This window comes from Paenibacillus sp. Y568 (assembly GCF_059445545.1).
The window spans coordinates 39,731-64,978 of the sequence record NZ_JCAIUM010000020.1 but is presented as its reverse complement, the minus strand read 5'-3'; the positions used below and the strand labels follow the sequence as shown (position 1 = coordinate 64,978).

Below are 25,248 nucleotides of genomic sequence, written 5' to 3'. Positions count from 1 at the left end.
TTAACTCGGACGGCCCGATAGTTTATCCCTTTTCTGAGCAGGAATCGTAATGTTAACAGACGTTCCGATGCCACTTCTACTCACAATCTTCACACCGTATTCTGCTCCAAAGTGAAGTTTGATTCTTTCATCTACATTGCGAATGCCATAGCCAACGTTTAAGTTCTCCGCAGGATCAAAAAGTTGGCGAAGTATTTCGGGATGAATGCCGATGCCGTCATCAATAATTTGGAACGTGATAAGCTCCCCCACAAGCCTGGCGACAATACGAATATTAATGCAATCGCCATACCATGCATGCTCTAACACATTTTCGATAAAAGGCTGTAATATAAGCTTTACCGTCTGAAATCGGATAATATCCGACTGAACATCGAATATCACCTGCATTCCGTCTCCAAACTTCGTCTTCTGAATGTTAATATAGGCTTCCATCTGCTCTAGCTCATTTTTGATTGGTATAACTGTTCTGCCCTCATTAAGCGATAGCCGATAAAATTTCGCCAAATCAAGCACCATTCGCTGCAGCTTGTCCACCTCGCCAAATTTCGCCAACCGGCTGATCGAGGAAAGCGTGTTGTACAAGAAATGAGGATTAATTTGTGCCTGGAGCGACTCTAGCTCTACTTCCTTTTTCTTGATGTTCGTCATATACAGCTCTTGAATTAGTTCATCAATATTCTGACCCATTTCATTAAGAGCTACCGAAATACGCGTAAATTCATCCTTCCCCTTAAAGTGTATGACCTTATGAAAGTCACCCTCTTTAAACGAATCGAGAACGCGGACGATTTTCGATACTTTGCGAGAATAAAAACGGGATATGTATAAACCAGCTACTGAAAATACGATATAACAGGCTAAGCAGATTAATGCCGTCCATACTCTAACCTTTTCTGTCGCCTTCTCCATAATATCGGTCGGAACAAGCGCAACCAAATGCCAATTTAACTGCGGAATAGCCTCATCAATAATCCAATAGTTATCAGTATCCTCCTTGCTCAGCGTCTCACCAAGATTATTATCAGTATCACCGGAGGAGAACATAATCTTATGGTTCTCATCCAACGCGAAAATCTTCGTTCCTTTGCCAATTTTCTCGGAATCGACACTTTCAAGCAAATCCGTTAGTCTCAGGCTGATCCGAACTAAACCTATTTCCGCAATTATACTCGGACTATTCGTATCGACGAGCCGTCTTAAAAGTGAGATATGTCCAAATTCCGAGTCGTCCTCCACCTGCTTCCATTGCATCGTTACACCATACTTTTCATCCGGATAATTCAAATACCACGCCTTATCCTTAATTCTAGAAATATTGTATAAATCGAATAATGGACCTTCAGCCTTCAGAGGATCGTTGTTATTGTAGTTATGATAAATCTCTGGAAGCGTATCGTTATGTAAATAGACTTCAAGTCTCGTTTTATTGTTCGCAGATCCAATGGTCGTCAGTATCTTCGGGAGAAGTTGCTTTGTCGTTGCCTCGTAGCTAACCCAGCCCTCCTCATAATGGCGTAAATAAGAAGCTAGATTGCTATCAAAATAAAGCATGCCCGAAATACGAGACATATCCTCTATTCTGTAAGAAATATTATCCTTCATCTGTTGCAATGTTCCGTGATTTACCTCGCGAGTTCGCTCTTGTATCGAGTTCGTAAAGATCATATTAGCAGCATAGCCGACGAGAAGCACTGGTATTATTATAAACACGCTGTACGTAAGCATCAGCTTGATACCGAACGGAATATAACGATTCTCCTTCTTGTGCGTAGTCATGTTCGTCTATACTCCAATGGCGTCATGCCGTATGTCTCTTTAAATTGCCTGCTGAAATAAGGCAAGTGACGATAGCCCACTTGATCGGCTATTTCATATATTTTCATATTCGTCGTTTTAAGTAGCTCGCATGATTCCTCCATTCGCAGTTGGATGAAATATTCACTGAAATTTTTACTTGTTTCCTCTTTGAAAATTAATCCGAGATAGTTAGGCGAGAACGAAAACTGCTCCGCTAGATCACGCAGCGTAATGGTTTCATGCATTCGCTCTTTCATATAATCAATCATTTGCTTAATAAGCTTCCAATTTTTCCTATGTTTATTTGCTTGTAGTGCCTCCGAAGTCTCATAAACTCTCCGTCTAAGCCATGAATGGATGTCACTTATCGTTTCAAATTGTTGTATGATTTCGTAATGATCCAGCTCCATCCCCAACAGTTGGAATACGCTTTCATTTGTTCTTTGTAAATAATTATCTAGCTTCATGACAATATAGAGCGCATAATTCCGTAACGTAAATTTCGATTTTAAGCTTTTGGCTACCTGAAACAAAGAATCCAACTCATCATGAATGCAGACAAGCTCGTAATCCGACATCGCCACGAATAACGCCTCAAGCTTTGTATCTAAATACTTCATATCCTCCTTCTCCGATGGTCTGACCTCGCCGTGACCGATTATTTTACCTTTGCCGTAGAACATTTTCAAATCCAATGCTTCCACCGCTTGATGATAAGAGGCCGTTAATTCGGAGGTTGAGTCATATTGCTCTCCAACACCAGCCGTAATCGAGAAATGGTTTTCCCTATTCACCCGGTCAATAATCCGTTGCAGTAAGGAATCGTTACCCATATGCTCAATGAGCACAGCTACTCGAGCTTTGCTTATTTTACAAATATGCCTAACGCCGAGCTCCGTACAAATCGATACGAGTTGCTGCATTTCGCCCTGCTCACTTCCATTCTTGTCACCCTTCTTCCACGCCAGATCATCGATTTCAAGAACTGCCGCACCACCTGGCCATATAAAACTATTCATTTCATACTCTTGGTTAAGCGTATTAATTGTCTTCTCGTTGATCGGTCCTTCAAACAGTTGTAGCAGTAATTCATTTTTAATAATCGGGACCATTTGACCATAAGTTTCCTGCCGAACCTGCTCCTGATCCAGGTCAGCACGCACCTTAATTAAGGAATCAATAAGCTCCTGATCATCCATGGGTTTCAGTAAATAATTGACGGCATGAAGCGACATCGCCTGCTTGGCATAACTAAAGTCCTGATAACCGCTGACAAATATAATTTTAATATCCTTCGACTTCTCAAGTGCTCGTCTCGCCAACTCCAACCCCGACATATTCGGCATACGCACATCCGTTACTAGAATGTCGATCCTTTCCTCATCCAACACCTTACAAGCATCGAAACCATTCATTACACCGGCCACGACCACCATATTGAGCTCCTGCCAAGGAATAAACGTACGCATTCCTTCCAAATCTAGCTTTTCGTCATCTGCCAGCAATACTTTATACATGATATTCTCAACTCCATTTCAGGAAATGCGAAAATGCAACCAGGATTTTGGTTTCTGCATGAGAAGTAAGCTGAAAACGAAAAAAACTCAGGTACACTAAGAAGCTTAGTATACCTGGCGTTTTTTGAAAAGCTTTAATTATTGCGTTTTAATTATTCTACTTTCATTTTCGCAAGGTTTGCTTGCCATTTTTCTGTTTTGAATGCAAGGAGTTTGTCATAACCAGCCGTTTGAGCATCTTTCTCCGCCTTATCAAGGATGGCAAGTACATCTTCATCAGATTTAGCGAACAATACTTTTGCTCTCACTTCAAGGTACAGATCCTCGATACGCTGACGAATAATGCCTTCTTCTGTTTCTGGTTGTGGATCAATGTTAATGAATTCTGTCACATTAGATTGCGTTGCCCAAGTTATTTCACGTTGATAGCGAGTTGCCCAGTTTTGTTGCTCCACGGGTAAGTTCGCTTCAAACTTAGCTTTCGTTGTATCTAGGAACACCGTATTACCAACCCAGTTCAGGTCCGTTGTGTCCGCTTGCAACTTCCCTAGTCCAGCTCGATCAGACGTATATTTGTCTGTAAATTTCGGCGTCTCGCCGTCTGCTTCTACGCCATCCCAATAGATGCCTGGAGGGCCCCACATTAATACGGTTTGTCCTTCAGCGCCAGTCAGCCAGTCATAGAAAGCGAAGATTGCTTCTGGGTCTTTAGCTGATTTCGTAATAACTGTTACGTTCCAACCAAGCATCCCGTATGTTCCAGGGTAAATCTTATCTTTATCAAGACCTTCCTTGTGAATCGGCCAAATCATGAAGTAACCTGCATCTGGATCATTTTTGGTAAGCTCGGCATCAGCTTTCATACCAATTTCCGTCGGACTTGCACTTGCGTACACCGCGACGCGGCCTGACATTACTTTTTCTTCAATCTGATCAACCGTTTGTGTCATAGCATCCTGGGTAATCAATTTCTCACGGAATAGCTTAGTGATATATTGTTGTGCTTCACGGAATTCAGGATCAAGGAAAATCGAAGTCAATTTATCCCCGTTCTTAACAGCGCGCATGCCAGGATATCCTTGATTATTTTCTTTAAAAGCTGAATACAAGACATCAATTCCTTGTCCGTCTTTAGCTAAATGCGGCTCGTAAGGAATAACATCCGGGTATTTCTCTTTTACAAGCTTCAAATAACTATATAGGTCATCAGTTGTTTCTAGCTTAGGTGAACCAAGCTCTGTATAAATCTTCTTGTTCACAACATAACCTGAATTACCATTCGGTTGCTTTGTATACCAGTTAGGGAATTGATACAATTTACCATCATCGGAACGAAGCATATTAATACCCTCATCGCCCAACCACTTTTTCAGATTCGGATATTTATCAATATAGTCATCAAACGGTACGAGCAAGTCGGCCGCACGTAATTTCTCAACCTCAACGCGCTCCAACCAAATCGCATCAGGTAGCTCGCCACTCGCGATCATCGTGTTCAGTTTCGAAGGAGCTGCACCACCCGAATGAATCGGTTTAACGTTTACTTTCTTGTTATCTCTAATCCATGTACTTGTAATTTCGCCACCCCATGCTGGCATGGTGTACCAATCGTAATGACCATAAAGCGTGAAATCAAGCTGCTCTTTACCAAGCTCATACACAGATGTTGACGTTTCGCTAGCCGTCTCTTTTGGAGTATTATTAGCTTTGCCACTGCTGGAGTTACCTCCATTGCCATTGCCGCCGCAACCAGCCAATAATGAAACGGCCATAAATGTGGAGACGATCGGGACGAGCAATTTAATTTTAAACCTCATCTGTTAAAACTCCCCTTTCAAGCTCATATTTATATGTTCAAAGCTTTCGCTCAAAAACCAATTCCACATGCTTGTCTTACTCTTTCAAAGATCCAACAAGAACACCCTTCACAAAATATCTCTGCACGAACGGATACACCATAATAATCGGAAGTGTAGCCACCATCATTGTCGCCATGGACAGAGACTTGCTTGATACCGTTCTCATTTTGGCCAGTTGGCCCTGTGCCGCTGAATCAAGCTGAGACATTTGATCCGATACAGTGTTAGAGTTCAATATTTGCTTGAGCATCGTTTGTATAGGAACCAACTTCTCATTTGTAATGTAGATACTTGGTCCAAACCAATCATTCCAATGATAGATTGCCGTGAAAAGTGATAGCGTTGCGATAACGGGTCCAGATAGTGGCATAACAATCCGGAAAAAGACTCCCCAATTGCCACTCCCATCGATTTTGGCCGCTTCCTCAAGACCTGCAGGCAAGCCTTGAAAGAAGGTCCGAAAAATGATCATATTCCAAACGCTGATAAGTGATGGGATAATAAATACCCAGAACGTATTCATCAGATGTACTTCCCGAATGAGCAAGAAAGTAGGAATGAGCCCGCCGCTGAAATACATCGTAACAATGCACATGATCATATAATATTTGCGACCTATCAGCTCTTTCCTCGAAATACCATAAGCGAAAATAGCCGTGAACAATATCGACGATATAGTACCGACAACCGTCCTTGCGATTGAGACCGTGAATGCGTTGACCATTCGTTTATCCTTAAATACAATCCCGTAATTTTCCAACGTCCAGTCTCGTGGCCAAAAGGTTATGCCACCTTTCGAGGTATCTATACCCGTGTTAAATGAAATGACGAGCGCATTCCAGAAGGGATAGAAGGTTATAAAAGCTAATATTGTAAGTAGGATGTAGATGGTAACCGTCATGATGCGGTCTCCAAAGGTATATCTGATCATTGCATCATCGCCTTTCCGGACTAAGTTGTTTGTTTACCATAAGCTGTTGCCACCTCTGCGTGCTGCATAGTTGGCTATCGTTAGAAGTCCGACGCTGATTAATGCTTTGAACAAACCTACCGCAGTGGCATATGAGTACCTCGAGCTTTGAATACCCACTCGATAAACGTAAGTATCAATGACATCAGACACTTCCCTAAGTATTGGGTTTAAAGCAAGTAGGAGTATATCCTCGAAGCCTGCATTCAGCAAATTCCCAATCGCTAATATCATAAATATAATGACAACTGGCATGATAGAAGGTAACGTGATCAAAAATATTTGTTTAAATTTACTTGCTCCATCCATTGATGCAGCCTCGTACATACTAGGATCAATACTAGCGATAGCGGCTAAATATACAATGGATCCAAAGCCGATGTCTTTCCAGACACCCGTTGATACAAGAATGCCCCAGAACATGTTGGGAATCGATAGAAAGTTAATCGGTTCATCAACAAAGTTCATCTTCTCAAGTAGAATGTTAACGCTTCCATTGTCGGTCGAAAGCATTGACATGATCAATCCAGCGACGATCACCCAAGACATAAAATGGGGAAGGTAACTTACCGTTTGTATGACTTTCTTAAACATCATGTTCTTTACTTCATTAAGCATCAATGCAAGAAGGATGGGTGCTGGGAAACCTATACAGAATTTCAACAAGCTTATGACAACTGTATTTCGCATGACTGTCCAAAACTCCGGCGAGTTGAAGAACATATCAAAATGCTTCATCCCCACCCATTCACTCGCCCCAAAACCTTTGAAAATACTGTAATCTTGAAATGCCATTAAGACACCGTACATCGGAATGTAACTAAACACAAAAATAAGCAGTAAACCTGGAAGTACCATCAATTGGATATCCATTTGTGCCATAAATCGATTGAACACATTCTTTGTTTTCGGTTTTAATTTCAGCTCGTTCTCTACGGAAAGTTGTGCCACTACTCAATCCCCCTTGCTCTTTGCTCTTGTTGTTCTCCATATATTTTATCCTGAGAGCAAAATCAATAATATCTACTTAAACAACTAAAAATGATACTTTTCAATCATAGAAGGATAATTTTTTCTCAACGTGGAGTCCCTTGACCCTCTAATACGAATCTATCGAGCTATATAAAACAAAAAAAGACCCTCACCAGTTTCATAAAAATACTGAATGAGATGGCCTTCTTGAACTCCAACTCATCATTACACAAAAAAACATCAAGCATTACTACACTTGATGTTCAATAATCCATTCTTCTATGTCCTCTTCTTGATATATTCCCTCGACACAGCGGTCCATAGTAGGGTTATGATTTAAAGCAACTTAATCAGCTCTTCTAGCTCATCAACCAACACTTTTGCAAGTTCGAAATTATTATCTTTTAAAGCCAATTCTATTTTCGTTTCAACCGCTTTTTTGTTTTGTTCCATCTCTAAATAGTCTCTGTCAAAATGATTCGCATAAATCATCTTTTTGAATTTTTTTATCGTCATTTTTCTAATCGTCTTACCGTCAATGATTAACACATAATCCATCCCATTGACCACAGAATAGAAATCATGCGAAATCATGAGAATTGCACCTTTATACTCTTGAATGGCTTTCTCTAGTGCGATTTGGGTATAGGTGTCTAAATGACTTGTCGGTTCATCCAGAAGTAATACATTGGCTTTACTAGCAGAAACTTTAGCCAATTGAAGTATATTTTTTTCTCCACCAGATAAAGATTCAATCTTCTGATTGACGATTTCACCTTCAAAGCCATAGTGCGAAAGATATGATCTAGCCTCATCATACGTTTCGAACCCAGCATCGATGAATTCTTCTAGGATGGTATTAGAATCCTTTAGGACTTCGCCTTGAAGCTGAGATAAATAAGCCACTTTAGCATCAGCATTTATTTCAATGGATTCATGATTATTTTTAAAGATATCTCGGAGTAAAGTTGTTTTCCCAGTACCATTTGCACCGATCAGGGCTACTTTATCCGTAGATTTGATCTCAAAGTTCACATTTTCTAACAGCAACTCATCAAAGGCAACACCATAATTATTGACATGTATAACCGTAGTGTCTTCTTCCAGTTCATGATCCATATCTAAGCTAATATTCGGTTGCTTAATATCTACGAATGGCGCTTTAAGTCTACGAGCTTCCAATCTTTCTTGAAATTTAACTCTAGCTTTGAGCGCTCTTCCTCTAGATGCTTCTGAATTATATTCTGCGATAGCTCTAAGATTATCGATGATGATCTCATTTCGCTCAATTTCTTCAGCCTCAGCGATGGTGAGTTCTTGTAACTCAATCTTCGTCTCAAGTAATGAGAAGTTATACTCAATATATCGCCCGTCAAACTCTTGGAGCTCCATGTTCTCAAGGTGTAATATTTTGTTGAAACAATGATTCAATAGATATCTGTTGTGCGTAACAACGAGCAGCATCCCTTTGTGCGCATTAATCAGATTCTTCAGCGCATTGAGGTTCTCGAAATCTAAGAATACATCGGGTTCATCCATAATCATTAAGTCTGGACTATTCAGCATTTCCTTGATGACTTGAATCAGCTTGAATTCCCCGCCACTTAGGTCCGATACCCTAATATCTCTTAGCTTCATGAGGTTGGCTAAGTTTAGTTGCTTATGAATGTTGCTCTCATAATCATTCCCATCCATGGCATCAAATGCGTCTAAAGCGAGTTGATATTTCTCTAATAACGCTTCAATATCCGTAGATGTCTCCATCTCCGTTAATATCACATTGATTTCATTCTGTAGCTTAATAAATTCTTCACCGATATATTCGAACACGGTTGTGTCTTTACTTCTGTCTAGTGGTGAGAACTGACTTACATACCCGATACTGCACGTTGGGTCCATCTCTAGCTTGCCTTCATACAGATACCTTTCGGGATCCATCAATATATCGATCAGTGTACTTTTCCCACTGCCACTTGTTCCTATAAAAGCACAATGTTGTGCCTCTTCAAGCGTAAATGTAATGTTTCTATATAGTTCTTTTTGCGGAAATGAGAAGGATAAGTTATCAACTGTTATCATAGTGTTACCTTTCTTTCTAACAAAATTATTAGATGTTCTGAAGTTGTAGAATAACACTGTTTACATCTAACTACAATCATTTCAGATTAAAGTTGTTCGTGACATGGAAAAATAGAACTTAGAGTGCTCGTAGGATGCCGCTACGATGACGGATTGTCCTTCCGTTCGCGGTTGAAATCAGATGGAAAAGCATATGCTTTCGAAGTAGCTTTCCTACGGAAAGCTTGTAGGCGAACGCTACCGCTTCTTCAGGACAATTCCGTCAACTTCGCTACTTCTTACATAACCTATCGTTTTCCTTTACGTAACCTGAGAAAATACATACATAAAGCCACTATATAGTTATTATTGTCCTACACCTATCCGCTTATTTTCAATAGTTATATTCTTCACTCGGCTAACCCCTTCAATGCCTCATGGTTTTCAATAATAATCTCTTCCATTAATGATTCTAAAATACTCACAAAAGGTACCTCCTGATTCTTCTGTTACCCTTCATTATACGCCCAAACATATATAGGGATTAATACTCGCGTCCTTATGGTAGGCATTTTATTAAACTTCATCAACATCGATTAAATACACGCGCTCCTAGAACCCGCCTCTTGCCTCCACCTAATCCGCGCGAATGTTATCAAGCTCCGCCCAATTTGATCCATGTGCCTCTGCCAAGGCTCGAATCACTTCTAGCATATCCGCCAACTCCTCTAGAGCTTCTTGATCATTATCCGCTTTGAAGTATTCTTCTGATTCTTCATGAAGCTTTACTTTCAATTCCACTATGTATTCTCTGGATTCAGAATGTGAGTTCTGCATTCCTTCCCTTGAGATGTAATGATGAATGGAATACGATCTCGTACTAATTTGTTGTATGTAGGCATGAAAATATCCCTTTCGTATATGGTATGGTTATTCGCAAGAAATAAGTGTCCTTCTAAGTTGTGCTATCTACTTATGCTGCTTATAGATTTGTTTCTATTACTTAACTGGTATTCCGATATGAACGTCCGAACCATCAATTGCAGTAGTAGTATCAGAATCACCTTGTAATTTACCTAAGCCAGTACCATAGGCCCAGCACATACCATTTGTCCAGCTTTGTAATGATTAAAGGCATCCTTATAATCTAATACCGAATAACCATACTTGTTACCATAAGTGCTCGGCATAGGAGAAATATTACTTACTCTGGATGTAGTGGAATTAAGTATAGCCATAGTCTCAGGAGCATCTTCCTTAGTAGTAAGTGCAAAATCTGAGTAAACTACATAACGTAAGTCATGTGTTCTATCAGCAACACGTGTTACATTCCTGTTCCCACCAAAGCTACCATCCGTGTAGCCACTGATCACTCCTGTACCTAACATCAGACTCAAATCGTTAACTTGTTCGTTGCTAAATACGTTTCTATAATACTCTGTGAATGGTAAAATAGTACCTTCAACTTCTTTCAAGGCTATAGCGAAACTTGGGTCACTTTTCACCAATCCGTTAGAAACCATTGTGCCATCTCAAATCGTGTCATAACTGTATTTGGTGCAAACTTACCGTCGCTGTAATCCTCTGGGTTAATAAAGCCCAAAATCGCAGCCTTGCTTATAGACTCGTTAGAAGTAATATTTCCCCTCATTAAAGACTCCTATTCTCTCAGATAGTACTTTTAATGATTCCTCTACTCTCCTCATGATCATCATCACATGATCCTTATCAAGGTTCATGACCAATGATATATTCTCTAGACTCGAAAGAAAGAATACTTGGCTTAATAATTGCTCTGTATCCCAATCAATAAGGTCATGATCTCGTGCAAAAGATAGTAGTTCCTCGAATGAAATCTGATTCATATCCGTGAATACGCCCCGATCGTCTTCCTTCAAGTAAACTGCCTTAAGCATAGCCTTTACTGACATCTGTCCTATGATCACACAAGTACTGGTCAAATTCCCTTTCAAAAGTACTGCAGCTAAATCCATATGTGATTGCGATAAGACATAATAACCTTGAATTCTGTCTAATAAGCGTGATTTGTTTTCTGAACTGTTGGAAATACTGTTCAATGTGAACATCAATGAATCACCTTCTTATAGTTAATGATATTAGGATCATTATACCACAAATAATAGTTATAACTATTATTTTTGATATCTATATGCCGGTGTATAGCGAGTGTTATTTTACCTACACTTTTTAGTAGAGAGGTGTGGACAATACAATGGATAAAGAAATACTTCTTCGGGTAGGTACTCGTATTCGTGATCTACGAAAAGAAAAAGGATTAACACAAGAGTCTCTTGGAGAAAAGGGTGGCTTTCACTTCTCATACATCGGTCAGATTGAACGAGGAGAACAGAACGTAGCATTATTAAATCTCGCGAAAATTGCAGAGGCGTTAAATGTAGATGTATCTCAGCTCTTCACCTATATTAATCTAGAGAGTAATACAGAATCACAAGCAGATATACAGGAAATAATGGTTATGCTCAACCAGAAAGATCCTCAGCAGATTGCTATGGCTAAGAATGTGTTGAGAGAGATTTTTAATAATAAGTGAACCTCGGCACACGTTAGTGCTATCAAGAAATCTATATGGCGAAAGACACTGAGATTGTATTCATCAGTGTCTTTTTAATATCGCAACTGGATATTCATTCACATCATCATTGTGAACGTAGCTCTACACCCAGCACTCTATTAGCTAAATCTATATCTTTATTATCGACTGTAACTTTCACTTTCCCTAGTCGGCGTTTCTCCCGCCATTCTATTAAATGCGCTTCATCTTCTAGCTTGAGCTCGGCAATTTCTTCGGCTCGATCAAACATATATTTTGAGGAAAAGAGCAAGGTATAGATCCCTTGTCCACCTAATGCGATAGGCTTATCTTTCTTCTGCCACTGTTCAACCGTGAACTTCACATATAACCTTTCTTCTGATCCTGGGCGCGGTGGAATCTCTGAAATTTCCTTACGGCGTACTACTTTCCAGTCCATAACCTTACCATACCAATGGATTCCAGTTTCCCCATCTGGACCAAATTTCTTACGAGATTGACATAGTGCCACGTATTCAACCTGAGTCAAAATCTGATGATCCGAAATATTCTCAAGTGGAACGTGATAGAATCCCTTCTCTTTAGCCACTTCTAGCTGAGCAATAGTCCTTAAGGAACCTACCAACACATTCTTCCCCGTTAACTTATTACTGTAATAGTCTTTGGTACCTCGTGGTCGAGTTGAACGTTCATAGGCTTTCTCAGGACTATCCATAATAATCTCGTCTAAGAACTTCTCCAGTAATTTAGTAGAGTTCGGCAGCAATGGAAATGCACCAATATTCATCATCTTGATACTTTTGTGTAATTTATGTTCCTGAAACTCTTCTTCGTTATGATACGGAAACAATACATATGCGCCGAACATACTACGCTCAACTTCGCCTTGTTTGCCACCTTTATATACAATCGCATCCCTATATCTGTGCATCGTATTGATGTCATCCAGTTCGGGTCCCGGTGTCTTATAATCTCGATGATAGCTAGTTCCCTCATAAGCTGGATTAAGACGATATTTAGCATCAAAAATATACTTGTACTCCACGTTAGAATCATTCTTCTTCAGAGTTAGAACATTATCAGGGCGTTGTGGTAGCGTCTCGTTCCCATCTCCCTGTGGAAGGGTGTTGTAATACAGCGTGAAAATCTCGCCATTCTTGGGATTACGATACTTCATTCTAGCAGATTGTGATTTACTTAATTTAACGAAGAGTCCATCGCGATCGACCTTTATAATATCTTGCTTGAGAAGCTCATATTTACAACCTAACAAATCGTGAATCTTCAAGAAACACCAATATTCATATAGCTGAGCCAGATCCTTCATGGAAAGATGGAACAGATCACTTTGAATAGACAAGCCTTTCAGAAGCATTAAGTAATATCGATGCACCTCGCGATATCCTGGAGCCATTTGCAATACTAACGATACGGACATCTGTTTCATTTCTCCAACATTAAGGAAGTCTTGCTGGAGCAGTCTTTGGAGCTGACTTTGCATCATATTGATTTTGTTAGTGAGCAGTGGGTCTGTCATTTGTTCTTTACTCGTTAATCGCATCTTCAGATCTTTCAGTTTCACTTGAATCCGACTCAATACCCATCTGACAAACCGATTCTCTGCCGTATCATAGCTAACATATCGTCTGTTCTCTAGAAGATGACTTGGTGTATATCTATCATTTCCTAGTCGAATTGCACCGTTCTTAGGATCAGATGCGAGAAGATGAGGATGTTTACTTAAATAGGTCACATTCTCTCTTCCTACCTTCTTCACACGTGCCGCTTCCATTAATCGGTTCTCCACCTGCAGCTTAGAATGGGGCGAGTTCTTAATTCGTTCCACCGCTTGCACCAGTTGACTGAAGACATGTTGAAGAATCGTGAAGAATTCAGTTAAGCTCTGATGATTGGTCTCCTTCAGTCCTGTAAGATTATAAGTTTTACGTAGAAAATCAAATGAAAGATTATATATTTGCTCATTAACATCCTTCAGTATCATCTGATAATCTTGCTTGTAATCCATTTTGGAAGGGAAGATCTCAAGCTGTAACCGAAATGCTGCCTCTCCACTCACATGGATCTCTAACTCTGTATAACCCACTTCATTTTGAAAATTCAAAATACCTGACAGTATCATCTTCCCCAACGGCTTAATCGCTTTCCGGAGATGCATATTATCATGATGAAATGTCATCGCCACATCCTGCTTCTTCTCCACAACTAGTTCATAAGACTGTGTCTCGAAAAATATAGGGTAACTCTTATCACCTCTCTGCCATGGAATCAACGTTCCTTCTTCTGGCGAGAAGATTGAGATGCTCTCCACCTGAACCGAAGATCGAATAGATTCCACGCCAAAATGAGCATCAAGCCACTCGGCATGCTCATTTCGATGAAGCTGTAATGTTTCCACTGTTGGATGGAATGGCTTACCTTGAATATATAAGTTAAATAGATTCGTCTCTACACACAGAAGTTCTACACTTTGATTAAGAGAGCCAGAAAGAGGTGAACCCATCTTCTTCTAACCTCCTGATCATGAATGCCAGTTTTCGTGCAGTTTGCGGATATTTAGCATTTTCTAAAATACTAGGATTATATAAACTCGTAGCATCGTCTGCTAATTCTGATATTTTCAGGCTAGTACCTAACGCGATCTCCATCAAACTAAGCAGTGCCCGTTTCACAGACATACTGCTTCCTTGAATTCTAGGTAGTATCTTCTGAAGAAGTTGCATATCGAATGCTATATCCTCGCTTAATAATTCCGAACGTTCGTTGTAAATCATATAGAAACAGACTGCATCCCGAATACGGAAACCCACATGAGAATGAATATTCTCTAAAATACCATTGATCTTCACTAACTGATCCGTATTCCTCTTAACCAATTCACTATTCTCTTCATATACATCAATCAACTGTAGATAATCACTACGTAAGAATGAATTGGGTGTAGGCTGTACGGAATCAGTAATCTTAGACACTAAGCCCAAATCAGGATACTATCCAAGGTTAATGTGATTGAACTCAAGCGTGTTAGCCCGATCCAGTACCTTTTTGCTAAAAGGATGCGTGGTCTCGTCCATATTCACCGTACCTATGATATACACATTGTCTGGTAAATAAATATTTCCATATCGCATCTGATCATCTTCTGATGAGAGAGATTTAGCATGAATCAATGTCGATGTAACGATCCGATCTCCCCGCCATTCCTGTGTCTCCAATATACTTAATAGATCACTGAAATAATGTTCAACCCTCGCTAGATTCATCTCATCTAAACAAATAAAATAAGGCTTATCCCGATGTGTCGGTTTCATTGCGTCAACAAGAACCTCAGTCAGTTGCCCTGGTCGAAAAGAACCCGATAGATCCTTATATCCAAGAAGATCCGATGGATCGCTCCAATCCGGTCTCACGGGAATCAGATTGAACTGACCATTCGTATTCGTTGCCCCAAGCGCTTCCGCAAATAGCTTAACTAGTTTTGTTTTCCCTGTACCCGAAACACCTGCTAGAATAACGAACGGCTTGGTCTTCAAAGATAGATAGAAGTTCTCAATTAGATAATCGGGGTAATAAAAGCCTTTGCGATTAATAAATTGTTTGATACTATCTAAGCGCTCTCGCGTCGTCAAGATATCCACAGCTTCCACTTCCTCGGGCTTAATGACTTCAATCAAATCTTCATCCTTGTATAATGCGATATCTACATACTGATTATAGTATCCAACCACATTATTCAGATCAGCGACGAGCTGCTCATCGTCAGGTAACTGATCTACCTCATACCGATAATACGCTACCGTTGATACTTGATAATCTTGCCCGATACCACCAGCTGTTAAATAGATCTGATCATCCTGAATCATTCCATCTAGTGAGATAAGATTGCGAATGTCAGTTACTTTATTACGAAGGTATTGATAGGCTTGGACTTTGCCCATATCATTCTTAGGAACCGTTACGCCTTGGGCTAATGTCAGATATACAGAACTCATATCCTCAGCAAAAAGATAGACAATATATTCACCATGCTGTGTCGTTTCTGTAATTCTTTTATCCATAATAGCGATCCAAGGGATATTCGCCCAATTCCCTTGTCCCACAGACCCTTGCACCTTCAGGTTGTCGCCAATAAAGAATAATTCCTTAAGCCCATTAGGAATGGTCTGCCTAAGCAAGTTCCCCAATGGATGACCTCCAAAAGACTCCTGCTTAGCCCCAAGGTAACTAGACATCACTGAATGTAATGCATCATGCAGCGAAAAGGAACTATCCGTCTGATTGTAATAGTTCTCTAGCTCTTGCTCTGCATAGCTATATAGTTCTTTAATTACTTCATCGTTCAGTTGATTGTATATATTTAAGTTGAAGCCTATGGTTTGTTGTTCTTTGTTGTATTCTAGTACATTTTGTAGCGCCTTAATTGGAGTGATAATAATAGATTGGATTTGATTAACTTCGATCTGATTCCATTTAGATGCAATTGCTATAGGCGGTTTGTCCACTTCCAAACCCTTATATTCCCTTTCCTTAAAACTTTCCAAAAATTTAACTTTTAAACTTTTTAGAGAAGTTTCTCTTAGACCCTGGTATTCGGACATTTCATTTAGCATAGATAAAAAGAAAACCATTTTATAAGATTTTTCTTTATTAGTAAATAAATTAGTTAGTTCTATGGGTAATGTCATCGGGGTCACCTGTTTAGTTTTTTTTCTTGTTTATTTGATAGAGAAATACTTGAATCCTTTAAAATTAGAGAATAGCTCCAATAATTGCATTTAGGAAAACAATAATAATTAAGAGGTTAGAGAGAAATCATTGGATTTATTTCAGACAAGATAGCAGCTTGAAGAGTTTATTAAAGAGAAAAAAACTTCATCTGCACAATGCTCAATATGCATAAAAAATTTTTACGTGTAAACAGTAACTGGTAAAATATCACTTATCAATGGTTGAAAATCACCTCTTGCCAAAGCATTAGGAAACTCTCCGAAGACAACATGAAAATGGCTGGAGCATAAGGAAATAACACCCAGTATTATCAAGTGCATACAATCGATCGAGTTGGCAAGTGCATATAATGACTATGTATGTCAGCATATAGAAGATGTTTCCCTGAGTGCAGTGGTTATATATGACTGAGAGAGTTTTTGACGAGGCTTGCACACGAGGGATCCGTTTCAATCCTTTCATTTTCCCTCGAAGTAAATTAGGGTTTAGAGGTCTGAAATACAGTTGGAAATGATACTTTCTTACCAAATCCGTATAACCGCTAAATAATTTCACTTATACCATAGACTATTACTTTTTATCCTATTCACCTTCAAGAATTCCCAGCAATTTAATTGGATCTGAAAAATACGATTCGTCAATGTCTTCGGTTTCACCATTTCCTTGATATTCAAAATCATAATTATAATCATTTTCTTCATACTCATCTTTGCGATCAACGTCCTCAAGCTCACTTTCAAATATAAATAGATCAAGTGACTCCTCAGAATTTATCCCTTCACCTTTCTCAAAATACATTTCTATTTGCACCGCATCGACAATATAATCACTACCATACATTTTTTTATAATATTCACGGTATTGCTCTATTTCTTCTATTAATTTCTCTTTATATTTGGTTATTGAAAAATCGTCGTCATAATACAAAATATCGTCCGAATATTCATTCAATAGTAACCCATACTTTAAATATTCCTCCGATTCAGTACATAAGTAGTATTCCCTCGAAAATGCCCACAATATATCATAGAACAGATCCTGGATAGAGGTAGTAGTATGATTCTCGAAACATAAACCAGCCAACCTATTTAATATATCCATATCTAACTCGCCAGTAGAATACCAGTCAGACCCCCTGTGTCACAATAGTTGTCGTACCTCTCAATAGAATGTACAGTAGTTAAAAAGAGAGAATGGGGTGGATCGACAATGGCTAGATATAGTAACGAACTTAAACAACAGATTATGCTACGGATGATGCCCCCTAATAATGAATCTGTAAGTCAGATTTCGAGAGATAGTGGGTTGGCAGAGGCCACATTGTATAAGTGGCAAAAGGAAGCACGAGCGAATGGTGTTGCTGTGCCCGGTGGTGAAAAAGAAACCGAGAAATGGAGTACGCGAGATAAGTTTTCCATTGTCGTAGAGACAGCCACGTTAAGTGAAATTGAGTTGTCTGAGTACTGTAGAGCAAAAGGTCTCTTTGTAGAGCAAGTGGAAGCTTGGCGTGATGCTTGCATGCAAGCCAACGGAGGCGTTGCAGAACAAGCTACAAAACTACAAAAAGAACTACGTAACAAAGAACGTGAGATGAAGACACTAACCCGTGAGTTAAAACGAAAAGATGCCGCATTAGCTGAAACGGCAGCCCTACTGGTGTTGCGAAAAAAGGCCCGAGCAATCTGGGGGGACCCCGAGGAAGACTAATTCCTGCCTCAGATCGTCAAGTCGCCATTACACTCATTGGGGAAGCTGTACAAGCTGGAGCAAGGGAAAGACTGGCATGTCGTGAGCTTGCTATTACCCAGCGAACCTTACAACGCTGGCGTAGTGACCAGTCTCCTCTCGAAGATCAACGCCCGCATGTTGTAAAGCGATCTCCTTCTCATAAACTTAGTGAACCTGAAGTACAACAGATCCTTGAAGTCATTAACCAATCGGAATTCAAGAGTTTACCACCCAGTCAGATTGTTCCTAGACTCGCAGATCAAGGCGTCTATCTGGCCTCAGAATCTACCTTTTATCGTGTTATGCATCAACACAAGCAACAACATCATCGCGGACGTAGCCAGAAGTCTAGCTCGAAACCTCTTACCAGTCACTGTGCCACAAAACCTAATCAAGTATGGATGTGGGATATTACGTGGCTACCAGGTCCAGTGAAAGGGATATTCTTTTATCTCTATCTTATTCTCGATTTATTTAGCCGTAAAATTGTAGGTTGGGAGATTTGGGATGAAGAATCTTCTGAATATGCAAGTCAACTCATGCGGAGAGCCGTGCTGAGTGAACAATGCGTTGTTCGAAATAGCCCCCTCATTTTGCATTCAGATAATTGCAAAATAATGAAAGGTTCAACCTTGCTTGAAACCCTATACAGTCTTGGAATTACACCTTCTAGAAGCAGACCTCGAGTGAGCAATGATAACCCGTACGCTGAGTCTATTTTTAGAACGTGCAAGTATCGACCGGATTTCCCTGTTAAAGGTTTTCAGACCAGAGATGAAGCACGCGAATGGACATTACGATTTGTCGATTGGTATAACACCACGCATCGCCATAGCGGACTGAAATTCTTGACTCCGAATCAAAGACATCAAGGTCAATCTGAAGAGATTTTCGCAAAAAGAAAACAGGTCTACGAAGCAGCAAAAGCGAAGCATCCTAGTCGTTGGTCCAGAGAAATACGTGATTGGGATCTGAAGGAACAGGTATGGCTCAACCCCGAGAAAACAGTGGAAAACGAAACTAATAAAAAACAAACCTAATAACTACATAAGTTCTATAGAATCGCGACAACTATCTTGACAACTACCGTTAGGTTCAATAAACGATTTCATAATTACTTTCTCAATTATAGTGTCTCTTTCTTCATATCCCTTTTCAATTGCATCAATGTCTTCCTTTTGAAGACGTGGAGAAGCTATTAGTTGAATTTTACCACCGTTTTTTAGTAACTCTGAAATTCCATATGATATTTCTATCAGCGAAGATGAAGAAAAAAAACCAACAGCCCTTTGATATAATACTGCCTTCTGTAATAAAGGAATATAAAATGTGTTTACAATATCATTGCTAAAAGAACGATATTCTTTCTTTATAGATAAATTATTGAGCTCCAATTCGTCACCTCTATTTATCTTCGAATATATTTTCTGGTAAAATTAAATATGTATACCTCAGGGCCCTCAATTCATCGCAGGCTCTGATTTCTTGTTGGTCTTGAAATGTGTGCACTCAACTATATAATCCTATTTTTGGAACAAGCCTAAGTATTGGATATACCAGGTTATTCTTAACCAGTGATCTATCCTATTTCAATACTAAGATCCAGTTACGACTGCCCTCTTCTATGAAATAATCACTTGTCAATACTTCTGTGTAGCCTAAATTCATAAGAGAATGTCAAGCAACAAATCGCTGGTGGTAAAGCAGGACCAACGATTCCTATTTCCCGATCTACAAGTCCGAAGTCCAAAGATACTTCACACAAACCGTTTTAGTAAAGAATAATAATCATACGCATAAGGGAAAAGATTAGTACCAAGATTTATTATCTGAGCACTAATCTTTAATTCATAGAGAAATACTATAGTTCATTTAATCAAATCTGCAATTCGCTCTAATTCTGAATCAGATACAAATGGAACCTGACAGTATATAAGGCCACTCTCCCCTTGAAGCCTTGCGGCTAAATGCCCCTTCCCTAGAAGCTTTTCCGCACCCTTTTCTCCTAAAGAAATCTCAGATGTTCCCACACTTTCAACACGAAGGATAAGACGATTTCCCAAATTATCCCTTAGTTGTACAGGCAACACATTAGCATCTGGACGTTGAGCAGCAAAAATCAAATGTATTCCTGCAGCACGTGCTTTCACCCCTAACCTTTGTACTATAGATGACACAGCACTCTTATATTCATCTACAAGCATCCATTCGGCAAACTCATCATGAATCAAAAAAATAAGAGGTAATTTTTCTTCATCAGCAGCTTTTACATTAAAATCTTTCAGGTTATTAACTTTGACCTCTTTAAACTTCTGATACCTATTATTCATCTCAACTACAAGATCTTCTAATATCTTCGAAGCTTTATTCTGATCATCAATAATTCCCTCAACAAGATGTGGCAAATCGGCAAGATGCATATAATCAACACCATACTTTGGATCGATTAAATAAATATGGGCCAAATCCTTACTATTGGTCGCACATATATCTAATATTAGATTCTGTAGTAAGACTGATTTACCACTACCAGTTGCTCCAGCTATGAGTGTATGCGGCGCATGTTGCGCTCCACCTTCAAACTCACCACCCAAATTTAAATAAAGTATTTCACCGTCAATCTCTTTAATTCCAATAACGAAACTCATATTTAAACCAGAGGTATCATTTTGTACTCTTCTCGTTTTCCAAACATCTGCTAATGAGATACCTTGCCTATATGGACGAGCCAATGAGACAACTATTTCTCCTGGTTGTGCCATAATATTGATAACATTAAGGGCATGTGTTGTAAGAAGAATGGATCTTCTTCTCTCGATATCATCAACCTTTAATTGATCAGATCCCTTTAGTCGTATTACGATTGCATTTGGTGTCAAACGATGGCTAATTACCTTGGCTTGTAAGTTATAACTTATTAGAGCCATTCTCAACTTATTAACTGTTTCCTTCACCCAAGTTTGGTCCTCTATATTTTCCTCTATAGATTGAGCATTTTGCTCTATCCAACTTGATAATGAAGAATTAGCCCAAGAAACTAAACTCTCATTTTCTTCTTTGTTGCTTACAGCTGTTACTGAAATTGTTGTATCATCCGAACTACATTCCTCAGCTGTAACAGGAGTATCTCTTCCCTCATCATTTCTCTCTTCAGCCCTAACATTATTAGAAGAAGAACTTACTTCTAATCGTACAATGTTAGTAGCATCATCAACAAATGCGGGACTGCTATTATTATTTGCAGTGACAAAATTGACTCTAGGAGCAGGTGAATTAGATTCAGAAATAATCCACGGCTTGCTATCATCTAATTTCTCTCGAATCGAGATGATAGACTCCCCTTTATGATAAGCCAACACTAAATCTCTTACGAAGTCTCTAGTAAACATCTCTTGATAGCATTTTTTAGCATTAGCAATCGGGAATCTTTCACTTTCCATAGAAGTATCCGGTAAAGTAGATAAAAATACATGAGAATAACCTTTAATCTCTATTGGAATTGACCCATTACGTATACCCTCTCGTAACTCTTCTACCGAAAATAATGATCCAGGAGGTAACTCTATTCCATCATTTAGCATGTCACTTAATCTCGAGAGCCATAGATCTCTATCGAGTCTTCCAGGATTACCAAATATAGCATTATCCATTCTTGAAATAGTATCACGTAACTGTTTTGAAGAGTTTTTTTTCGCTTCAGAAGCACCTTTCGCATCAACATACTTTGCTTCAGATATAAAAACCTGAAGATGAGGTCTATTTTCAACCATTTTTGGACTTAAGGCTAATATATCAGCAATCTGTTCCTCTTTTTGGCCAAGCCAAGTTGCATAGTCGTCCAAGAGGAACCAGCAAGTAGGCTGTTCTGTTTGAATTTCGGACTGGAGAATCGCTTTACTCAATACAACTCCAATTAGCTCACCAGCAAATACTCCACGTTTAGCAGCTCGTAGAACAATGTCTCCAGAGATTGTATTCGCTTCTTCAATAAAGCGCTCCGTTAATTGAACCAACTCTATATCACTTAATCCTAAATTCAATGCATTCAATCGTCTTTTTACTAATACGTTAAGCAAATTTAACTTGGATTTCGAAGATACTACTATATTAGATCCATGGGATTTATTATGTTGATACTTTATTACTTTTACGCCTAAATTCTTTAATTGTCTGCGTTCTAACAATTCATCATAATTGACAACCCATTCTCCAAGCTTATGAGCTTCGTCAAATATTGCCTTCACTTTTTCATTTTGAAATGATATTTGCCTAGCTGGTAAGAAATACGTTCCTGCAGGTACGTCCATTCCTTTTACTATTGAATAAACCGTTGTAAGGTAAGACCAACCGACTGATGGTTGGCTTGGACACACAAGATATACAGTTGATTTCAATTCATCCTTGGCTGTTGAGCGTCTCTTTGCCCACCGTGGTGGATAATGATCTAGAAGTTCAGGCATTTGTCTAATCTGTACCTGATCCCACTCAAGGCTTGCTTGTCTTGAAATAACATCTTGAAGAAATACAATATCAGCAAGTTTGCCCTCTTTGGGATCAGATACGGATGCCTCATGTGCCATAACTCCTACACGAAGTCTCGCCATGAAATCACGAGTTACTTCACTTGCAATAAAAGAATCTGCATCATTATCCGTACTTTCAACCATTTTCATATACAATTCATTCAACTTATTAGTATCGCGATGTCGCAGAATAACTTGACATCGTACTTCCTCTTCGGTCTCATGCATGGTAGCTAGTGAATTTACAATCGTTTCTGGTAATCTGGTTGAATCACAGTTATACAGGACTAAACTTAGATTGGTCTTTTCATGTGGTTGAAGATCTAAATAACGTTCAACAAGTTTTAAGAGCTTATCACAGGCTTCCTTAGGATCTTCATTTGTCTGCATTTCGATGTCATCACGTATCGGTGACTCCATTAAAGTATAGTCATTTTTGGTATCTGTAACAGCAAGTAACACAGGCTCTAGTCCTTTATATCCTAAAGCTACTTCTGGATAGTATGGAGTTAATATTTCATCTTTCAAATCCATGAAGAACAAACGTTGATCACCAAAGTCTACCTGATCTGTGGTTAACACATAGTTTATTAACCCTATAACTTGTCGTGCCTTAACGGATTTTGCAACCATACGCATTGGATGCCAAGGAGAAATAATAGTCATTGGCTTATTCCTATCCCCTTCAACTTTCACATTACCAATGCTCATAATAGGTTGAAGAATATGAATTCGATTCATATCCCCTAGAACATGCTCCTGTGTAGCACGAAGAAACTTATCATATAAGTCACATTGCTCAATGATTGAATCCACATTAATTCCCTCTTGCAACCATTCTCTTATAGCCAACTTGTATTTTTCAGAGAAATTTGTCCAGGCTCTATTAACAGAATCGTAATTTGATTGGGAGAGCCGCCCATCTTCTAATGCTTTTTTAAGATTACTCAAAAAAACCTTTTGAAGATCAGTGGTTTTAGCATAAATACCAACTAACGAACCTCTATTTTGGCCGAAAACAGCCTGTAACGTACCCACATCACTCAAAGAAAGACCTTGAAGCTTCCCTTTCTTACTAACTGGACTTCTATATACAGTTGAATAAGCAAAAGGATATTCCGCAAGTCTTTTTAAATCATCATGTAATTCAAGTCCAATTCCAGATGGGTCGCCTTGCCAAATGAGTTTAACATCATTTTTTTGTTTTGTTTCTTGCAAGTCATGGTATGTTAACTCAATATAAAATGCAATTTGAATAGCAGATTTAGCAGTAGATGTATTCTTCTTATTTTCTTTTTGTTTACGTTCTGCAACAAGCTGATCATATTTAAATAAATGATGGGTTTCCCAATTGACTTGCCAATTGTTTGTTAACTTTTCCAACCCTCTATACGCACTGCAGAAGGATAAGGCAACATCCTCATTTAGATCCATCCATAACTTTTTACTATTAGTCTTTTGTGTACGTATCTTTAAGGATTTCATACCAGTAACACTATAGCACTGTGCAAAAAGTCTCTCAGTAGCTTCAAGTAAACCTACTAAAAAATCGCTACACTCAATCGCCTTCCCATAAACATAACGATCCCACTCAGCTTTTAAAGACTTATCTATTTCTAGGTTTTGTCTATGCTTATCATAGAATTCCTTGTCTTCATCTGTAGCTTCTTTTACTTTTCTTTTTTTATAAAATTCATCTAAATTATTTAAGTAAATTATTTCTTCATCAGTAAGGGTACCGGGAAATTCATCATCGTATAATCGCCGAGTTTTTTCAGCCAAGTTTATTTTCAAGGGTTTCAACTCGAGAAATAAAAGATTTACTTTATCCTTTTCCCATTCCAATTCCGACAGATTTCCTGCTGCAATAGACCAGTTTGTATTTGATTCTATAAACGACTCCATAATAGGTTGAACAGATGGATCAATTTGACTTCTTACTTTATCAAACGATGACTGAATTTCACTATTCTCTATTAATTGTCTATTGGGATGCTGTTTATATAAATAACAGGCTCTTTTACTATATGCATCCAAAAACATTTTCCTCCAGCGACTTGCATGTCCTAATGCATTATCTGGAATTGAATCAAAGTAATATGAATCACGTGGTATGCGAAGAGCAGGTAATGCCCAGCCAAGTGCCCGAACCACAGGAATACTTTTCTCCGAAATTGATTCACGAACCATAACTACGAACTGACTAAATTCCTCAAGACTGCATTCACTGGCTTCTTGTAACCCCTTTAAGGATTGTTGCCAATATTTTTTTTGATCATCGGTTAAGGGTAAGTCCTTACTAGCTAATAGAACCCAAATTTCAGGCTGACCCTTTAAATCACCCGCTCCAATTCTTGCAATATCCCTTAATGACTGACCTTGATCATCATTTGTATTCGCTAAAAGAATAGCTGGCTTATCACAAGAGGCATTTCTCCAATAAGTTGTCTTCTCGTCCGTAACCATGTCCTCAGGTAACCCGCTACCTTCAATTAGCTTTCTA

General features: G+C 39.0%; 16 protein-coding genes and 2 pseudogenes. 2 read left to right on the top strand and 16 right to left on the bottom strand.

The genetic code is table 11. The features are described 5' to 3' along the window. From AC1D7X_RS22030 to AC1D7X_RS21985, 10 genes and pseudogenes are all read right to left on the bottom strand, one after another. Positions 1-1,779, bottom strand: coding sequence for a sensor histidine kinase (locus AC1D7X_RS22030; RefSeq protein WP_495476150.1), 1,779 nt, complete (start codon positions 1,777-1,779; stop codon positions 1-3). Next, positions 1,776-3,317 carry a response regulator gene (locus AC1D7X_RS22025; protein ID WP_495476149.1) on the bottom strand — a complete coding sequence of 514 codons (1,542 nt, stop codon included), beginning with the start codon at positions 3,315-3,317 and terminating at the stop codon, positions 1,776-1,778. The genes AC1D7X_RS22030 and AC1D7X_RS22025 overlap by 4 nt, the downstream gene beginning before the upstream one ends. 152 nt (positions 3,318-3,469) lie before the next feature. Then, positions 3,470-5,134: an extracellular solute-binding protein gene (locus AC1D7X_RS22020; protein ID WP_495476148.1), complete on the bottom strand. Its 1,665-nt coding sequence runs from the start codon at positions 5,132-5,134 to the stop codon at positions 3,470-3,472. Positions 5,135-5,210: 76 nt separating this feature from the next. Further along, positions 5,211-6,107, bottom strand: coding sequence for a carbohydrate ABC transporter permease (locus AC1D7X_RS22015; RefSeq protein ID WP_495476147.1), 897 nt, complete (start codon positions 6,105-6,107; stop codon positions 5,211-5,213). 33 nt (positions 6,108-6,140) lie between these two features. After that, entirely contained in the window at positions 6,141-7,097 is a 957-nt protein-coding gene (locus AC1D7X_RS22010) for an ABC transporter permease (protein WP_495458009.1), read from the bottom strand. A gap of 357 nt (positions 7,098-7,454) precedes the next feature. Beyond that, positions 7,455-9,197 carry an ABC-F family ATP-binding cassette domain-containing protein gene (locus AC1D7X_RS22005; RefSeq protein WP_495476146.1) on the bottom strand — a complete coding sequence of 581 codons (1,743 nt, stop codon included), beginning with the start codon at positions 9,195-9,197 and terminating at the stop codon, positions 7,455-7,457. A gap of 615 nt (positions 9,198-9,812) precedes the next feature. After that, positions 9,813-10,078: pseudogene (locus AC1D7X_RS22000) on the bottom strand (nucleoside triphosphate pyrophosphohydrolase). A gap of 174 nt (positions 10,079-10,252) precedes the next feature. After that, positions 10,253-10,699, bottom strand: a complete 447-nt coding sequence (locus tag AC1D7X_RS21995) for an S-layer homology domain-containing protein (RefSeq protein WP_495476145.1) — start codon at positions 10,697-10,699, stop codon at positions 10,253-10,255. Further along, complete coding sequence (locus AC1D7X_RS21990) at positions 10,678-10,827, bottom strand: S-layer homology domain-containing protein (protein WP_495476144.1); 150 nt, start codon at positions 10,825-10,827, stop codon at positions 10,678-10,680. Before AC1D7X_RS21990 ends, AC1D7X_RS21995 begins: the two co-directional genes overlap by 22 nt. Further along, positions 10,805-11,263, bottom strand: coding sequence for a hypothetical protein (locus AC1D7X_RS21985; protein ID WP_495476143.1), 459 nt, complete (start codon positions 11,261-11,263; stop codon positions 10,805-10,807). The genes AC1D7X_RS21990 and AC1D7X_RS21985 overlap by 23 nt, the downstream gene beginning before the upstream one ends. Before the next feature lie 146 nt (positions 11,264-11,409). Here AC1D7X_RS21985 and AC1D7X_RS21980 point away from each other — a divergent pair, with 146 nt between their 5' ends. Beyond that, positions 11,410-11,748: a helix-turn-helix domain-containing protein gene (locus tag AC1D7X_RS21980; RefSeq protein ID WP_495476142.1), complete on the top strand. Its 339-nt coding sequence runs from the start codon at positions 11,410-11,412 to the stop codon at positions 11,746-11,748. A gap of 106 nt (positions 11,749-11,854) precedes the next feature. Here AC1D7X_RS21980 and AC1D7X_RS21975 read toward each other — a convergent pair whose 3' ends face one another. The 4 genes from AC1D7X_RS21975 to AC1D7X_RS21960 form a co-directional block, all read right to left on the bottom strand. Further along, the gene (locus AC1D7X_RS21975; protein ID WP_495476141.1) at positions 11,855-14,269 is read right to left on the bottom strand and encodes a DUF2357 domain-containing protein; all 2,415 of its coding nucleotides are present in this window, start codon (positions 14,267-14,269) and stop codon (positions 11,855-11,857) included. Further along, positions 14,241-14,738 (bottom strand): DUF8727 domain-containing protein, encoded by a 498-nt coding sequence (locus tag AC1D7X_RS21970; protein WP_495476156.1) that lies wholly within the window; start codon positions 14,736-14,738, stop codon positions 14,241-14,243. The genes AC1D7X_RS21975 and AC1D7X_RS21970 overlap by 29 nt, the downstream gene beginning before the upstream one ends. Before the next feature lie 18 nt (positions 14,739-14,756). Continuing rightward, positions 14,757-16,268 (bottom strand): MrcB family domain-containing protein, encoded by a 1,512-nt coding sequence (locus AC1D7X_RS21965; RefSeq protein ID WP_495476155.1) that lies wholly within the window; start codon positions 16,266-16,268, stop codon positions 14,757-14,759. 808 nt (positions 16,269-17,076) lie between these two features. Then, positions 17,077-17,445, bottom strand: coding sequence for a hypothetical protein (locus AC1D7X_RS21960; RefSeq protein WP_495476140.1), 369 nt, complete (start codon positions 17,443-17,445; stop codon positions 17,077-17,079). 258 nt (positions 17,446-17,703) lie between these two features. On the opposite strand from AC1D7X_RS21960, the pseudogene AC1D7X_RS21955 reads away from it, so the two are divergent. Further along, positions 17,704-19,262 (top strand): annotated as a pseudogene (locus AC1D7X_RS21955) (IS3 family transposase). Positions 19,263-19,265: 3 nt separating this feature from the next. Here AC1D7X_RS21955 and AC1D7X_RS21950 read toward each other — a convergent pair. Both AC1D7X_RS21950 and AC1D7X_RS21945 read right to left on the bottom strand, forming a co-directional pair. Next, positions 19,266-19,616, bottom strand: coding sequence for a phospholipase D-like domain-containing protein (locus tag AC1D7X_RS21950; RefSeq protein WP_495476139.1), 351 nt, complete (start codon positions 19,614-19,616; stop codon positions 19,266-19,268). A gap of 474 nt (positions 19,617-20,090) precedes the next feature. Continuing rightward, positions 20,091-25,211 (bottom strand): FtsK/SpoIIIE domain-containing protein, encoded by a 5,121-nt coding sequence (locus AC1D7X_RS21945; protein ID WP_495476138.1) that lies wholly within the window; start codon positions 25,209-25,211, stop codon positions 20,091-20,093. Positions 25,212-25,248: the final 37 nt, after the last annotated feature.

Bases quoted from the DNA above. Each gene is read 5' to 3' on its own strand.
- AC1D7X_RS22015 (WP_495476147.1), bottom strand. From the start codon at position 6,107: ATGATCAGATATACCTTTGGAGACCGCATCATGACGGTTACCATCTAC.
- AC1D7X_RS22030 (WP_495476150.1), bottom strand. From the start codon at position 1,779: ATGACTACGCACAAGAAGGAGAATCGTTATATTCCGTTCGGTATCAAG.
- AC1D7X_RS21995 (WP_495476145.1), bottom strand. From the start codon at position 10,699: ATGGTTTCTAACGGATTGGTGAAAAGTGACCCAAGTTTCGCTATAGCC.
- AC1D7X_RS22025 (WP_495476149.1), bottom strand. From the start codon at position 3,317: ATGTATAAAGTATTGCTGGCAGATGACGAAAAGCTAGATTTGGAAGGA.
- AC1D7X_RS21980 (WP_495476142.1), top strand. From the start codon at position 11,410: ATGGATAAAGAAATACTTCTTCGGGTAGGTACTCGTATTCGTGATCTA.
- AC1D7X_RS21945 (WP_495476138.1), bottom strand. From the start codon at position 25,211: ATGGTTACGGACGAGAAGACAACTTATTGGAGAAATGCCTCTTGTGAT.
- AC1D7X_RS21990 (WP_495476144.1), bottom strand. From the start codon at position 10,827: ATGAGGGGAAATATTACTTCTAACGAGTCTATAAGCAAGGCTGCGATT.
- AC1D7X_RS22020 (WP_495476148.1), bottom strand. From the start codon at position 5,134: ATGAGGTTTAAAATTAAATTGCTCGTCCCGATCGTCTCCACATTTATG.
- AC1D7X_RS21975 (WP_495476141.1), bottom strand. From the start codon at position 14,269: ATGGGTTCACCTCTTTCTGGCTCTCTTAATCAAAGTGTAGAACTTCTG.
- AC1D7X_RS21985 (WP_495476143.1), bottom strand. From the start codon at position 11,263: ATGTTCACATTGAACAGTATTTCCAACAGTTCAGAAAACAAATCACGC.
- AC1D7X_RS22005 (WP_495476146.1), bottom strand. From the start codon at position 9,197: ATGATAACAGTTGATAACTTATCCTTCTCATTTCCGCAAAAAGAACTA.